Source organism: Rhizobium ruizarguesonis (assembly GCF_017357285.1).
In the GTDB taxonomy this organism is placed as follows: domain Bacteria; phylum Pseudomonadota; class Alphaproteobacteria; order Rhizobiales; family Rhizobiaceae; genus Rhizobium; species Rhizobium ruizarguesonis.
In genome coordinates, this window is record NZ_CP071678.1 from 18975 (window position 1) to 34389 (window position 15415).

The 15415-nt window shown below is 62.4% G+C and carries 9 protein-coding genes; 3 read left to right on the forward strand and 6 right to left on the reverse strand.

Features of this window, described 5'->3' with window-relative positions; translation table 11 throughout:
- Positions 1-3 precede the first annotated feature (3 nt).
- From trpA to J3P73_RS00125, 3 genes are all read left to right on the forward strand, one after another.
- Positions 4-843 carry a tryptophan synthase subunit alpha gene (gene trpA / locus J3P73_RS00115; protein ID WP_018068911.1) on the forward strand — a complete coding sequence of 280 codons (840 nt, stop codon included), beginning with the start codon at positions 4-6 and terminating at the stop codon, positions 841-843.
- Between the two features lie 144 nt (positions 844-987).
- Positions 988-1893 carry an acetyl-CoA carboxylase, carboxyltransferase subunit beta gene (gene accD / locus J3P73_RS00120; RefSeq protein ID WP_018068910.1) on the forward strand — a complete coding sequence of 302 codons (906 nt, stop codon included), beginning with the start codon at positions 988-990 and terminating at the stop codon, positions 1891-1893.
- Positions 1894-1920: 27 nt separating this feature from the next.
- Positions 1921-3273: a bifunctional folylpolyglutamate synthase/dihydrofolate synthase gene (locus J3P73_RS00125; protein WP_018068909.1), complete on the forward strand. Its 1353-nt coding sequence runs from the start codon at positions 1921-1923 to the stop codon at positions 3271-3273.
- A gap of 73 nt (positions 3274-3346) precedes the next feature.
- On the opposite strand, the gene trxA is transcribed toward J3P73_RS00125, so the two are convergent.
- The 6 genes from trxA to J3P73_RS00155 form a co-directional block, all read right to left on the reverse strand.
- Entirely contained in the window at positions 3347-3667 is a 321-nt protein-coding gene (trxA, locus tag J3P73_RS00130) for a thioredoxin (RefSeq protein ID WP_003544118.1), read from the reverse strand.
- Positions 3668-3742: 75 nt separating this feature from the next.
- Positions 3743-7294, reverse strand: coding sequence for a double-strand break repair helicase AddA (gene addA, locus J3P73_RS00135; RefSeq protein WP_130774103.1), 3552 nt, complete (start codon positions 7292-7294; stop codon positions 3743-3745).
- Complete coding sequence (addB, locus tag J3P73_RS00140) at positions 7287-10478, reverse strand: double-strand break repair protein AddB (RefSeq protein ID WP_130774104.1); 3192 nt, start codon at positions 10476-10478, stop codon at positions 7287-7289. Before addB ends, addA begins: the two co-directional genes overlap by 8 nt.
- Positions 10479-10481: 3 nt before the next feature.
- Entirely contained in the window at positions 10482-11213 is a 732-nt protein-coding gene (locus J3P73_RS00145; protein WP_018068906.1) for a nucleotidyltransferase family protein, read from the reverse strand.
- A gap of 13 nt (positions 11214-11226) precedes the next feature.
- Positions 11227-12744 carry a tRNA (adenosine(37)-N6)-threonylcarbamoyltransferase complex ATPase subunit type 1 TsaE gene (tsaE, locus tag J3P73_RS00150; RefSeq protein WP_130771981.1) on the reverse strand — a complete coding sequence of 506 codons (1518 nt, stop codon included), beginning with the start codon at positions 12742-12744 and terminating at the stop codon, positions 11227-11229.
- On the reverse strand, positions 12741-15326 hold the full coding sequence (locus J3P73_RS00155) for a sensor histidine kinase (RefSeq protein WP_130771983.1): 2586 nt from the start codon (positions 15324-15326) through the stop codon (positions 12741-12743). Before J3P73_RS00155 ends, tsaE begins: the two co-directional genes overlap by 4 nt.
- Positions 15327-15415: the final 89 nt, after the last annotated feature.

Here is a 15415-nt window from a genome sequence, read left to right on the forward strand (position 1 = left end):
GACATGACTGCACGCATGGACAAACGCTTTGCCGAGCTGAAGGCCGAGGGCCGTCCGGCGCTTGTGACCTATTTCATGGGCGGCGATCCTGATTATGACACCTCGCTCGGCATCATGAAGGCGCTGCCGGAGGCGGGCTCCGACATCATCGAGCTCGGCATGCCTTTTTCTGATCCGATGGCCGACGGCCCGGCGATCCAGCTGGCCGGCCAACGCGCCCTGAAAGGCGGCCAGACGCTGAAGAAGACGCTGCAGCTTGCGGCCGATTTCCGCAAGACGAACGATGCGACGCCGATCGTGATGATGGGCTACTACAATCCGATCTATATTTACGGTGTCGAGAAATTCCTCGACGACGCGCTCGCCGCCGGCATCGACGGCCTGATCGTCGTCGACCTGCCGCCCGAGATGGATGACGAACTCTGCATTCCGGCCATCCGCAAAGGCATCAATTTCATCCGCCTGGCGACGCCGACGACCGATGAGAAGCGCCTGCCGAAGGTACTGAAGAACACCTCCGGCTTCGTCTACTACGTCTCCATGAACGGCATCACCGGTTCGGCGCTGCCCGATCCGTCGCTGGTTTCGGGCGCGGTCGAGCGCATCAAACAGCACACCAACCTGCCCGTCTGTGTCGGCTTTGGCGTCAAGACGGCGGAACATGCAAAGGTCATCGGCGGTTCGGCCGACGGCGTCGTCGTCGGCACCGCGATCGTCAATCAGGTTGCGACCAGCTTGACGAATGACGGAAAGGCAACGGCGGACACGGTTCAGGCCGTCGCCACGCTGGTGCGCGGCCTTTCCACGGGAACACGTTCGGCGCGCCTTGTTGCTGCCGAATAGTTTGCCCACATTGGCGCTAAAGCATGTCGCGCAAAAGTGTGCAGCGGTTTTGCGGCAACGACATGCGGGAAACCAAAGACCTAAAAGCGTGGCAAGCAAATCTGAAAGATCGCGACGCGCTTTAGTCAATCAGGAGTATTCGAGTTGAACTGGATCACCAACTACGTTCGCCCGCGGATCAATTCCATGCTGGGCCGTCGCGAAGTGCCGGAGAACCTCTGGATCAAGTGCCCGGAAACGGGCGAGATGGTCTTCCACAAGGACCTCGAAGGCAACAAATGGGTCATTCCGGCGTCCGGTTATCACATGAAGATGCCGGCCAAGGCCCGGCTGGCCGATCTTTTCGACAATGGCGAGTTCGAATCGCTGCCGCAGCCGAAGGTCGCGCAGGACCCGCTGAAGTTCCGCGATTCGAAGAAATATAGCGATCGCCTGCGTGACAGCCGCCTGAAGACCGAACAGGAGGATACGATCCTCGCCGGTGTCGGAAAGGTGCAGGGACTGAAACTCGTGGCCGTCGTGCATGAATTCAACTTTATCGGTGGTTCGCTCGGCATGGCCGCTGGCGAGGCGATCGTTAAGGCTTTCGAGCGTGCGACGTCTGAAAAGTGCCCGCTGGTGATGTTCCCCGCTTCCGGCGGGGCGCGCATGCAGGAAGGCATCCTGTCGCTGATGCAGTTGCCGCGCACGACGGTTGCCGTCGACATGCTCAAGGAATCCGGCCAGCCCTATATCGTCGTGCTGACCAATCCAACGACCGGTGGCGTCACGGCCTCCTATGCCATGCTTGGCGATATTCATCTGGCAGAACCCGGCGCCGAAATCGGCTTTGCCGGCAAGCGCGTGATCGAGCAGACGTTGCGTGAAAAACTGCCCGAAGGCTTCCAGACCTCCGAATATCTGCTGGAGCATGGTATGGTCGATATGGTCGTCAAGCGCCACGATATTCCCGAAACACTGGCGCGTCTCTTGAAGATCCTGACGAAGAAGCCGGTTTCGGCGGCGAACGACATGAATGGCGGCGCGATTGCCCTGGCGGCGAGCGCCTGATAACCGACAAGCAGGCGGGGTGCCGAATTGATACCCAGAGGCCAAACCGCGGTGAGTGAGGCAGCGCAGGAGATCGACAAGCTCATGGGATTGCATCCCAAGGGTTTTGATCTGTCTCTCGATCGTATCACCCGTCTTCTCGATGTGCTCGGCAATCCGCACAGGAAACTGCCGCCGGTGATCCATGTCGCCGGCACCAACGGCAAGGGATCGGTCACCGCCTTCTGCCGCGCCCTGCTCGAAGCCGGTGGCTACAGCGCTCATGTCCACACCTCGCCGCATCTCGTCAATTGGCACGAGCGTTATCGCATTGGCGTCAAGGGTGGACGCGGACAGCTTGTGGATGACGCCGTCTTTGCCGAGGCCGTGCGTCGCGTGGCCGATGCCAATGCAGGACAGCACATCACCGTCTTCGAAATCCTGACGGCAGTCACCTTCATCCTGTTTTCCGAACATCCGGCCGATGCCGCGATCATCGAAGTCGGTCTCGGCGGCCGGTTCGATGCGACCAATGTCATTTCCGATCCGGCCGTTTCGGTCATCATGCCGATCTCGCTGGATCACCAGCCCTATCTCGGCGACAGGGTTGAGCTGATCGCGGCCGAAAAGGCCGGCATCATGAAGCCGGGATTTCCCGTTGTTATCGGTCATCAGGAATATGACGCAGCACTTGACGTGCTGATGTCGACGGCCGAACGGCTGCATTGCCCGAGCGCCGTCTTCGGGCAGGATTTCATGGCGCATGAGGAATATGGCCGGCTTGTTTACCAGGACGAGTTCGGTCTTGCTGACCTGCCGCTGCCGCGCCTTCCTGGCCGCCATCAATATGCCAATGCCGCCGCCGCCATTCGTGCTGTCAAGGCGGCGGGTTTCACCGTCACCGAAACGATGATGGAAAAGGCGATGAGTTCGGTCGAATGGCCGGGCCGGCTGCAGCGTCTGAGCGAGGGCCGGCTGCTGTCGCATGCGCCCGCCGGCGCCGAGATCTGGATCGATGGCGGACATAATCCCGGTGCCGGCGAAGTGATCGCCGAAGCCATGGCCAATTTCGAGGAGCGCCAGTCTCGGCCGCTTTTCCTGATTACCGGCATGATCAATACCAAGGATCCGGTCGGCTATTTCAAGGCCTTTACCGGCTTGGTCGAGAAGGTTTTCTGCGTGCCGATCCGCGGCAGCGAAGCGATGATCGACCCCGTGATATTGTCGAATGCCGCTTATGATGCCGGCCTGGTTGCCGAACCGATGTCGACGGTCGGCGATGCGCTGGAAGCGATCAAAGCCGTTCTCGATCCAGAGGCATTGCCGCCGCGCATCCTGGTCGGCGGCTCTCTCTATCTCGTCGGCGACGTGCTTTCCGACAATGGCACGCCCCCGAAATGAAGGCTGCAAAATGAAAAAAGCCCGGTCGAAGCCGGGCTTTTTCGTCAATGTGCTATGAATTAAGAGATATCAATCAGGCAGCGCTCGAAATCCAGTTCGAAAGAGCTGTTTTTGGCTTCGCACCGACAGAAATATCGGCGACTTCGCCGCCCTTGAAGATTGCGAGGGTCGGAATGGAGCGCACACCGAACTGTGCGGCGAGTTCCGGGTTCTCATCGATATTCAGCTTGGCGACCTTGACCTTGCCTTCCATCTCGACGGCGATCTCTTCGAGGCTCGGAGCAATCATCTTGCACGGGCCGCACCATTCAGCCCAGAAATCGACGACGACGGGTTCTGCGGATTCCAGAACTTCCGACTGGAAGTTATTGATATCGACTTTCACGGTAGCCATGGGCTGCTCCTTTAACGGAATTGGGTGTTGAACCACATGTGATGGTGCGGTGCCGAATTTTCAATGTCCGGTATTTCACTTTGTCTTGACCGCTGCAAGCGCCAAACCGAGCGTCTTTTGGCTCAGCGTGTAGAGCGAAGCGTTCTCGGTATAGACAAGCATGCAATCGATACGCTTATCAGGATAGAGCGGCGCCAGGATCTCGCGATAGATCGCCAGCTGCGCCCGGTGCGCGAAGGGGATGGCCTCCTCTGTTGCCGGCGGCACCCGATTGGTCTTGTAGTCGAGAATGACGACGCGATCGGCAAGGACGGCAAGCCGGTCGATACGGCCGGAGACGGCATAGCGCCGGTCTTCGAGCGTCAATGTTCCCATGATCGAGACCTCGGGCTGGGCCTGAATACCGAGGACGGCCTGCAGACCCTCTTCGTCCAATAGTTTCAGAACCGAATCGACAAGCTTGCGCCGTTCGGCCTCCGGCCAGAATCGAGCCGCCCGTTCGGCATAACGGCTCGCCGCATCAGGCCGCTCGCCAAGTGGAATTTCGGGAAGCGCCTGCAGCATGCGATGGATCAGCCTGCCCTTCTCCAGCGAACGATCGCTGCGCTCCTTCTCGCCGAACAGCGGCGAAACGACCAGCAAACCGCCCTCGTCTTCATCGATGATCGTGCCGGCGCCGGAGGGGCTGAGCGGGCGCGGCAGCTCAGCCTGCGGCGGCAATGGCCGCAAAAGGCCATCCGGCAAGGTCTCCTCGCTGTCGCGCTCCTCGCTGCGGTCGATACGCTCAAAGCTTCGTTCCACTCGCGGCACGCGCCATTTGATGCCTTGCCATTCCCCATCGGGACCGGAGAACGTGGTCGCCTCGACATGCGGATGGTCGTCGCGCAGCGCCGTCGAAATCATCATATGCCAGGTGTCATTGTTCACACGCACGCCACGATAGCCGCAGACGACCAGCCGGTCGGCCGCGCGCGTCATGGCGACATAGAGCAACCGGCGATATTCTTCTTCCGCCAGCATCTGGATACGCGCCGCATCGTCCTGCGTCAGCGAATTGGCGAGATCGGAGACAGGAACCCAGACGGGCATCGGCGGCTCGTCGGGACCGGTCTCGATCAGGCGAAGCTTCGGCAGATGCGTATGCGTAAAGGCCTTCGAACCGCCGTCGACAAGGAAAACGATCGGCGCCTCAAGACCCTTGGAGGCATGCACCGTCATGATGCGCACCTCATTGCGTCCCTTGTCCTGCTCGCGCTTCACCACGGGCGCCTCGAGCTCCAGCGTCGAGATGAAGGATTGCAGCCCGGGAAGACCGGAGCTTTCGTGGTCGAGCGTGAAGGTCAGGAACTCGTCGAGAATATCGCTGACTTCGGTGCCGAGACGGGCAAGGAATTGCCGCCGCCCGCCATGACTGCCCAGCACGCGCGCATAGAAATCGTGAACCGACAGGCTCCTGGACTGCCGGAGAAACAGCTCGAGCCTCTCGACGGCAGCGCGAAAACGTTCGGTGCCATCGGCGGCGAAGCTTTTCAGATGGCTCCAGACGCTCTCATTGTCGCCGCGTAACGCGGCAATCGCAAAGATGTCGTCCTCGGAGAGATCGAAAAGCGGGCTCTTGAGCACGGCGGCGAGCGAAAGGTCGTCTTCCGGCAGAAGCAGAAAACGGCCGAGCGCCAGCAGATCCTGCACGGCGATATGGCTGGTCAGCACCAGCCTGTCCGCGCCGGCGACGGGAATATCGCCGCGGCGCTTCAACGCCCGCGTCAACGCATTGACGAAGGCGTCGCGCTTGCGCACCAGCACCAGGATGTCGCCGGCCTCGATCAGGCGTTCCTTGCCTTTGTCGACGATCGTCTCGCGCCCGACGAGCGTGCCGATCGAATGGGCGATCCGCCGCGCGAGGATTGCGACCGGCGCGCTTTCCGGCGTTGCGTCGAAGGGCGCCGTCCAGTCCTCTTCCTTCACCACCGCTTCCGGCGCAACCATCTCCCAGAGGTCGACGGCGCCGGGATGTCCGATGCGGCTGGAACGATGCACGACCGGTTCGCCGAGCGCGCTGAGGCCGCGCGCGTTGTCGGGCGCCTTGAAAATATGGTCGACGGCCTCGAGCACGTCGGCGGTCGAGCGGAACGACAGTGGCAGCCGCACGGAGGAAAAACTCTGCCCGCTATCGGACACGCGCCGCCGCGTTCGGTCGCTTTCCTCGGAAAAACGCTCTGGCCGCGCGCCCTGGAAGGAATAGATCGACTGCTTTTCGTCGCCGACGGCAAAGAGCGTGCGCACGATCGGTCGGGCGCTTTCTCCGGAGAAGAAATCCTCGGCGAGCGACTGGATGACACTCCACTGGATCGGGCTGGTATCCTGCGCCTCGTCGACGAGGATATGGTCGATGCCGCGATCGAGCTTGTAGTGGATCCAGGGACCGACGCCACTTTTCATAAGCAGGTCGGCGGTGCGGGTGATCAGGTCCTCGAAATCGAGCTGGCTGCGCTGCTTCTTCAACTCCTCATAGTCGTGATTCAGCCGATCGGCGAGCGCGAGTGCTGCCTGCGTGGCGCCGTACATCCGCATTAGTTTCAGCCGGTCGCGGCTTGCTGCGACATGCGCGCGGGCTATGGCTATGGCGTCCGCCAGCTGCGGTGCCTCGGCAAGCATGGCCTTGACGAAGAATTGCGAGTCCGCCTTGGGCTCGCCCTTCACGGTCAGAAAGATTTTCTCGAGAAATTGCGCGCGCCTTGCGTCATCGGGCTCCCGCCCGGCGAGCCTGAGGCCGTAGGCAACCTCCTGCGCCTTCGTGCCGCCCTTCTGGTCGGCCAGCGAGAGATAAAGCTCCAGCGTACCGCCTGAAAGCTCCGGCAAAGGCCAATATTGCGCCGCGATCCGGCTTTCCGTGTCGCCAGCGGCAAGGCCAAGCCTCTTGCGCAGGACCTTCTCCACACCGCCCTGCTGTTCGGCCGTCGCCGTAAAACGACGAATGGCGTTGCGGTTGGCGACGATGTCGCCGAGCAGGTTCTCCAGCCCGGATTCGTCGCCGAGATTGAGCACGTAGGCGAATGCCTCGGCAAGAGCGCTGTCCTCGTCAGGTGCGGTTGCCGTCAGCAGCGCCCGGCGGGCATCGGAAAGCAGCGCCACCGCCGCGCGATCGTCGAGAACCGAGAAATGTCCGGCAACGTTGGCCTCCAGCGGGAACTGATGCAGCAGCGCCTCGCAGAAGGCATGGATCGTCTGGATTTTCAGCCCGCCGGGTGTCTCCAGCGCCTTCGCAAACAGCCGGCGGGCCTCGGCAAGCTTCAGTCCGTCGGGAGCCGTACCCTCGATCTGCGTGATCCGCCGGCTGAGGTCTCCATCGTCAAGCACCACCCACTCCGCCAGCCGTTCGAAGACGCGGTTCGACATTTCGGAGGCGGCAGCCTTGGTATAGGTGAGGCATAAAATGGCGGAAGGCCGCGCACCTGATAGCAGCAGCCGGATAACGCGCTGCGTCAGCACATGCGTCTTGCCGGAACCGGCATTGGCCGAGACCCATGCCGAACGTAGCGGATCGGAGGCAATCGCCTGCTGGATCGTCGTCCAGCCGATCCAGGCGCCCGGATCGTCATCGTTGGGAAGGGCGGTCACATCACTCATCACCGCCCTCTTCCGTTTCGGCCGTCGACCATTCGGAGACGCGGGCAAGATGATCGTAGTCGCCGCCGAAATCGAATTGCTGGGCCGGGATCAGCCGCGAGGTAAAGCCCCTTTCGTTGGATTGCAGCAATCCTACGAACTTGACCAGCTGGTCGATCGATTCGGCGGCGAGATCCATCGCCGATTTCGCCTTGTCGCTGCGGGCAGAGCTCTCGTTGTTGACGGTATCGACTTGGAAGCGGCTCCCGGGTCGCAGACGCACATAGAGAAGATCCTGCGGCACCAGGCTGCCGGCATCGCGGAAGGCGCCGGCACTCAAGGCTGCCGCTTCGAGCGCAAGCTGCGGATCGAGAAGCACACGCGCCTGCGCCGGCGAGGGATTGTAGCCGGTCTTGTAGTCGATGATGTCTGCTGAGTTTGGTCCTGTTATGTCAATCCGGTCTGCGACGCCAGTGAGCCGGATATTGATCGGCTCCAGCTCCATGCCGCCCCGTACTTCCGTCAGCGTCTTCAGGATGCCATGTCGCCGTCCGGCCTCCCATTCGAGGAAGGCGCGGGCCACCTCGCGAAAGCGCGGTCGCCACACGGCATCGATATGCGGTGGCAGCCGCTCAAGGTCGAAAAGATCAGAAAGGATGCGCTCCATCGCCGCTGCCGCATCAGGCGTCCCGGCGATGTGAGCCTCGCGGATAAACCGGTCGATGATCTTGTGGTAGAGCGTTCCGCGTTCGGCCGCCCCTGGATCGCGGTTGAACGCGTCGACCGGGTCAAGCCGCAGGACACGGCGGGCATAGATGGCATAGGGATCACGGCGCAGCCGGCCGACTTCGCTGAAGGAATAGGATTTCGGCTGCAGTGCCAGCGGCGGTTTCGGCGAGGGTCGCTGCGCCGGCGTCTGCCCATCTCCCCGATCGATGAGACCGGCCCACTGCAGAAACCGGTTGCCGCGTCCCTTCAATTCCGCTTCGAACGCTTCTCCGCCGAGCGCCAGCAGCCGCTGCAGCCAACGCGAGGCGACAGTCGGGGTTGAGCCCTGGCGCAGTGCGCGCGAATAGATCAGATGGCGCGTGCCGTTCGCCATCTCGAAATCATGCGCCAGCTGGCCGATGCGCCGTTCCGGCGGCTCGAGGCCGATCTCCGTCTTCATCATGCGCGGAATGAAGGGATTATTGGCGGTCTGCCCTGGCCAGGTGCCCTCGTTCAGTCCGCCGAGAATCAGCGTATCGACGCTCTGCAGGCGGGCTTCCAGCGTGCCGAAGATGAAGAGCCTGGGATGGCTGAGCGCTCGTGGCTTCACCGCATGACCGGCGGCAAGTGCGGCCATGATGTCGATCCATTGCGGTCCGTCGGCCTCCATCTGGCCGTCCGTGTCGATCACTTCACTGAGCAGGGCGGCGAGTGCATCTCCCGCTTCATTCGACCAGAGATCGGCGAGATTGCCGTGCGGATCGACCGCGACCGCTTCCAGCGAACGGCCGGTGCGCTCGGCCCATTCGGACAATGTGAAGCGCACTGTTCTTCCGCGATCTTCCGGCCGGTGCCGCATCAGCGCCGAAGCCAGCGGCTCGGTCGCCTGTGCGACCCGCCGGGCAAGGTCGTATGCGGCGCCGGCTGCATCGGGCGAAAGCGCCTTTCGCCATTGCGGCGCGTGCCTGTCCAGCGCCTGTTCGGCAAGTTGGTGAGTGAGCAGCGGCTCGAGCGTGCTGATGTCCACCTCGACCACGCCGCCGCGCAGCGCCAGCAGCTCCAGGACTTCGGTAGCGGAAATCAGTGCGTCGCGTTCCAGGCCGAAGCGGGCAAGCGGATGTTTGAGCAAAGAGACGATCGCTACCGGATCGCCCGGTCGCAGCGCTGCCTCGAGCAGCAATTGCAGCAAGGTGCCTTGCGGCATGGCCGCAAGCGGTGTACCCGCCGAATCATCGGCGAGGATGCCGAAGCGGGAAAGCTCGGCCATGACCCGCCGGGCGAGATTGCGGTCCGGGGTGATGAGTGCTGCCCGGCTCTCGCCGTCCTGTCCCGGCCTCTCCAGTGCCAGCCGGAGCGCGATCGCAATCGCGGTTGCTTCCTCGCGCTCGTTGGCGGCTTCGATCAACGAAACATCGGCGAAGGCTGAAGACAGGGCGCCCCCCGGCAGATCGCTCTTCCAGGCCCCCCAATCACTGGTCGCCTCCGCCGGGGCGAGGGCCCGAGACAGGATTTCGGCGCGCCGGTCAAGATCGGCTCCCGATGTGTCGAGGAGCGCGACGTCGTCACGCGCCAGCTTCAGCCGCTTGAGCAGCGACGACAGGCCAAACTGCGGATGGCTTCGGCTTGCGGGATTGGTATGTTGGCCTGGCGCCGGTTCCGGCGCGACCATTTGCCAGTGCTGCTCGGACATGGAGAGATCGAGACCCGGAAGCACGATCACGCCTTCGGGCAGATTGGCGACGGCGGCGATGAGATCGGCGGTGGCGGGAAGGGAGCCAGTCGAACCGGCGATGATGATCGGTCCAGCGGGTTTCGTCGCCGAAAGCCGGCTTGCTTCGGCCCGGAGAATGGCGTTTCTGTGCCGCGCCGGCGAGGATTTGCCGAGTTCGGACAGCCGTTCGGGCCAGAAGGCGCTGGCGATCTGCAGGAACTCCGCCGTCAACTGCCACCAGGCGGCATAATCGCCGGTGTCGAGTTTCGACAGTTCCGACCAATCGAGATCCTCGGTCTCGATGGAATCGATCAGCTCCGCAAGGTTGTGGGCGAGCCAGATCGCATCCGCCGGACTTGCGGGAGCAACCAGCGGCGAGTCTGAATGAATGTGGCGGACGATCTCCGGCAGCTTGTTTCGCCAGGCGAGGATCAGACGCGCAAGCTCCAACAGACGGGCGGTATTCGACAGTGGCTGGGCGAGATCGATCGTTGCCGGCAGCGCCTCGTCGAAATAGCCGCTATCGTCATCGGTTTCGCCGAGCGGGCGGATGACTGGGAGGATCGCTGAGCGGCCGCCGAGCAGGTCGACGAATTCGGACCGCAGCACACGCACGGCACGCCGGGTCGGCAGGTAGATCGTTACTTTGGCAAGCGATAGCGGATCATCGGCGTCATGCCGGAAAATCGGCGTCAATCGGCCGTCGCAAAGCGTCGTCGCCAGCGTTTTCAGGAAGGGGAGGCCCGCCGGGATCGTCAGGATGCGTGGCAGGTGCCGCTCCACCATGGCTCACGCAAACGTCCGCAATCGCCGGATCGTTTCCTCTGCCTCGCCGATCGCGTCGGGCGTGCCGACCGTCAGCCAATGGCCTTCGAGCACCATGCCGAAAAGCCGTCCGTGCGCGATCGCCTTATCGAAATAGATATTGAGGTTGAAGGCATCCTTCGGTGCATCGTCGAGCAACGACGGGTTCATGACGATCGCTCCGGCATAGACGACGGGATTGGACGGATCGTCGCGATAACGCGTCAGCCGGCCATCGGTTGCGAGGCTGAAGTCGTTCTTGCCATTGTGGCCCGTCGTATCCTCGATCCCAACGCAAAGCAGCGCCATATCCATGCGTTCGGCATCGAAGAATCCGGCTAAGCGTTGTAAATTCGTCGGCCGCCCCGGCTGTTCGCCGATCCAGAAGAGATCGGCATTCATGACGAAGATATTGTCGCGGCTAAGCAGCCTCAGCCCCTTCGCCAGCCCGCCGCCGGAATTCATCAGCGCGTCCCGCTCGTCTGATATGACGATGTCGAGGCCCCGGTAGTTCCCGAGATGATCGAGCATCTGGTCGGCGTGGTGGTGAACGTTGACGACGGCGCGTTCGATGCCCGCCGCCACCAGCGAATCCAGCGCGTAGTCGATCATCGGCTTGCCGTCGATCTTCACCAGCGGCTTCGGGATCGTATCGGTGATCGGGCGCATGCGGGTTCCGAGCCCCGCGGCCAGTACCATGGCTTGTCTGATGGTCATTCTGATCCGAAACTTATGATTCGCTCTGGCCTATTCCAGCCCTTGCGCACCAATCGCGCAAGGGGGCAAGCGTTTCATGCTCAAGCGCGACGTTCAAATAGGAAAGCGTCCGCGGCATGTGTTTCAGATAGCCCGGCTTGCCGTCGCGCTGCAACAGGCGCACCCAAAGACCGGCAAGCTTGCAATTGCGCTGCGCCGACATGATCGCCCAGGCCTTCATGAACCCGGCTTCGTCGAAACCGCCCTGCGCGCGGCGAAGCGCCAGATAATCGTCCATCAGCTGCCGGAAAAGCTCCGGCTCGATTGTTACGCGCGCATCCTGGACGATCGAGGCAAGGTCATAAGCCGTGGGGCCAATCATCGCGTCTTGGAAATCGATGAGGCCGATCTTGCGAATACCGCTTTCATGTTCGCGCCAGATGATGTTTGGCGAATGGAAGTCGCGCAGCAGCAGGTTCTTCTCGGCCGTTGCGAGCTCGTCGATGAGCGCATCCCAGATCGCCAGATATTTCGCCCGTTCGGCCTCCGTTGCAGGCACACCCTGACGCTTCCAGGGCAGGTGCCAGTCGAGCACCAGCCGCACCTCCATCTTCATCGCCGTGCGGTCGAAATCCGGAATATGGTGGACATGCCCCTTGCCAACGGGGATGTCCTGCGGAAATTTCAGGGCGTGCAGCCTGGCCAGGCAGGCAACGCTTTCGCGATAGCGTTCGATAATAGGCTGTCCCTGGGCATTCAGCACGCCTTCGCTGCCGAGATCTTCGATCAGCAGGATACCCTTGTTATAATCCACCTTGTAGACTTCGGGCGCCGCAAAACCGTCCTTACGCAGGGTATCGGCGATCGCCACAAAGGGATAAGCGTTTTCGGCAAGATGCGCGACTTTGGGATAGGGTTTGCCGTCGAGAACCGGCGGGCCTTCAGCGAGCGGCGGCCAGTCCATCAAGATGATGCGCTGTTTCTCGGTCTTCGGATAGATTGCCTCATAGGCGCGCAGCGAGGCATCGCCGGTCAGGAATCGGCGTTTGGCTGCGGGGTAACCGGAATCATCAAGGAAATCGCGGATCGCCAGGATGCGCCGGATGCGCAAGAATTGCATGCCGGAGGCTATAATCGTTGCTCGTCGGCCGCTGCCTTCATGCTCCAGCGTCAGCGCGATGCGCTGAACGGGCAGTTCGCTCTCGGCCATCTCGGGCCACTCGACGAGACAGATACCGTTTTGCAGGGCCTCGTCGAAGCCGAGTTCCGTCAGTTCGGCGGGGTCGCCGAGCCGGTAGAGATCGAAATGCGAAACGGCAATGCGCAGGTCGTAGGATTGCACCAGCGTGAAGGTCGGGCTCGGGACCTCGAGTCCCTCGTCATCGGCCATGGCGCGCAAGATCGCGCGGGCGAGCGAGGATTTCCCTGCGCCGAGGTCGCCGGAAAGGGCGAGGCAATCGCCGGCCTTCAGGGCCAGCGCCAGGTCTTCGCCGAGGCGGATGGTGGCAGCCTCGTCCTTCAGGAACAGCGAGATCGCATCACTGGTCGTCATTCGGCGGCGGCGGAATGCGGTACATTGACCGAGGGGATACGGCAGATGACAGTCGTGCCCTTGCCGGGCTCGCTGTCGATCGTCACGTCGCCATGATGCAGGCTGACAAAGCTGTCGACGATCGAGAGGCCGAGGCCGGCGCCGCCGCGTTTGCCGCTTTTCGCCCCCGTGGCAAAGCGGTCGAAGACGGTCGCGATCATGTCAGGTGAGATGCCGGGGCCGCGATCGCTGACGGAGAAAACGAAATCCGTGCCTTCGCGATGGCATTCCAGCGAGATCGAAGTGCCTTCGGGCGAGAAATTCGCCGCATTGGAAAGAAGCTTCAGAAGGATCTGCTTCAGCCGCTGTGGATCGGCAACGATTGAGCCGAGATAGGCGGGTGCAGTGATTTCAAGCGCCACGCCGCTTTCGTGGAGGCGATCTGCGATCTGCATCGAGACGTCGTCGAGCAGGTCGTTGAGATCGATATCCGCATAATTGAGGCGCATGATGCCGGCATCGACGGTCGCAAGGTCGAGAATGTCGTTGACGAGCGTCAGGAGAACGGAGGACGAGGTCGAGATATGGTCGATATATTCAGCCTGCCGTTCGCTCAAGGGCCCGACGCCCGGCGTGCGCAGGAGATCGGTGAAGCCGATGATGTTGGTCAGCGGTGAGCGCAGCTCGTAGGACACATGCTGGACGAAATCGTTCTTCAGCTCGTCGGCCTTGCGCAGCGCTTCGTTCTTCTCGGTCAGAGCGCGCTCGGCACGCACACTGTCCGTCATGTTGACGAAGGTCAGCATACTCTGCGCGTTCGGCAGCGGGATAACGGCGTAGTCGAGCACGAGGCCGGAGAAGAGTTCCAGCGTCCCCTGGCCCGAGCGGCGTTCGTCGTCGAAGCTGGTGATCAGTTCCGCGAAGGCTTTCCAGCCGTCCGGCCGGTCATAGGACGGCGCGCAGGCCTCGCCCAGCGCACGGATATGAGTGCCGGGCTTGGCTTCGGTTTCGGTGATCCCCCAGAGCGCCCGGAAGGCCGGGTTCGAAAGGCGGATGCGTCCGTCAGGGCCGAACACCGCGACACCTTCGGAAAGGTGGTCGATCGTTTCGCCCTGCACCTTGACCAGCGTGTTGTAGCGCGTTTCGAGATCGACCTGCTCGGTCAGGTTCTCGAACACCCAGGTGGCGCCACCCTGCGGATGTGCGGTCGCGAAGACGCGCAGTGTCTGCCCGTTCGGCAGGTGCCAGAGATCGGATTGCGTGTCGAGCGCGCGATAGACGGAAAGCGCGGCTTCCTTCCAGCTTTTCCAGTTGAGCTGGTCCGGCAGCTTCTTGGCAGCCCGGAGCCGCTCGAGCAGCTCGCTATTGTCAGGCCGGCCTTCGAGGAAGGCGATATCCAGTTGCCAGAGCGCGACGAAAGCCTGATTGTAGAATTGCAGGCGGCGGTCGCCGTCGAAGATGGCAACGGGCGTGGCAAGATGATCGAGCGTTTCGGCATGGCTCTTCAGCGTCCGTTCCAGCTCGGCGCGCACCGCCTCTATGTCGGACACATCGATCGCGATGCCGGCCGAGCCGCCGGGAACCCTGACGTCGACGACGTCGAAGAATGTGCGGTTGCCGTGCACGACCGTCGAAATCTTGTCGTGGAAGGGCGATTCCGGCATCGTCGTCGCGCGAATGCGTTCGCGCGCCACGGTCGTCAACATCTCGCGACCTTCATTGATCGCCTGCTGCGGCGATCGCGCCTCGACCGCCTCGCCATAGGCCTGGTTGACCCAGGTGAGGCGGCCCACCGGGTCGCGCTGCCAGGCCGGCATGTCGATCGCGTCGAGCATGGTCTGGAAGGCCGAGATCGAGGTCATCAGCCGGTCGCGCTCGATCCTGAGTTCTGCCAGCTCGGCGCGCAGATTGTTGAGCGCGACGAAACGGACGAAAGCACGCCCGCCGGAAACCCGGCCTTGCGCCTCGAGGATTTCGTCGCGGATGGTTTCGACCACCATGTCGAAGCTCTGCGCCTCGTCGCGCAGCCGATCGATCGCTTTTTCCAGCTCGGAAGCCGAGCGTGATTTCAGCCATAGGCCGAAGGCCAGGAATTCGCCGTCTTGCGGCGCGCCGGTTTCAGGCGGAAGTTGGCCGAGCAGTTCGGGACGCGCGTTGCCGTCCCAGATGACGATCCGCCGGTTTTTGTCGGCGATCAGAGCCTGGTATTGCGAAATGCGCTGTTGGGCATCGGAGAGTGCCGAGCGAATTTCCCGGCTCTCGTTTTCCAGGTTGCCGCGCTGGCGCACGAGCCACAGCGTCGACAGCAGTGCTGCCGATATGACGCCGATGACGACGGAAACACCGACGACCTGCGAGGATGTGAAGAGGTGGGCGGAGGCTGCCGCCTGCTGCTCCCCCTGGGCCAGAACCGGCCGCGCCAGCGCGGCAAGCGCCGTGCCGGCGGCGCAGCTTTTCAGGAAGCGCGCCAATAGTCCGTGCTCTTGCTTCGTGGCCTCGTGTGCCGTTGCAGATTTATATCCTTGGCCTGCCATGAGCGGGCGGCGATCGGCGCGAGCGCCATCATCCGCCTGACCGGGCAGGCTGCTTTTCATTTCCGACATCCGCGGTATGTCTCCGTCCTTCAATGTGCCGCATTACGACAAGACATCCCATTTTCGCAGCGGTCGGACAGGGTCCGGCGCCACGAATC

Coding starts and splice junctions, on each gene's coding strand:
- trpA (WP_018068911.1), top strand. CDS start 4: ATGACTGCACGCATGGACAAACGCTTTGCCGAGCTGAAGGCCGAGGGC.
- trxA (WP_003544118.1), bottom strand. CDS start 3,667: ATGGCTACCGTGAAAGTCGATATCAATAACTTCCAGTCGGAAGTTCTG.
- addA (WP_130774103.1), bottom strand. CDS start 7,294: ATGAGTGATGTGACCGCCCTTCCCAACGATGACGATCCGGGCGCCTGG.
- addB (WP_130774104.1), bottom strand. CDS start 10,478: ATGGTGGAGCGGCACCTGCCACGCATCCTGACGATCCCGGCGGGCCTC.
- J3P73_RS00145 (WP_018068906.1), bottom strand. CDS start 11,213: ATGACCATCAGACAAGCCATGGTACTGGCCGCGGGGCTCGGAACCCGC.
- tsaE (WP_130771981.1), bottom strand. CDS start 12,744: ATGACGACCAGTGATGCGATCTCGCTGTTCCTGAAGGACGAGGCTGCC.
- J3P73_RS00155 (WP_130771983.1), bottom strand. CDS start 15,326: ATGTCGGAAATGAAAAGCAGCCTGCCCGGTCAGGCGGATGATGGCGCT.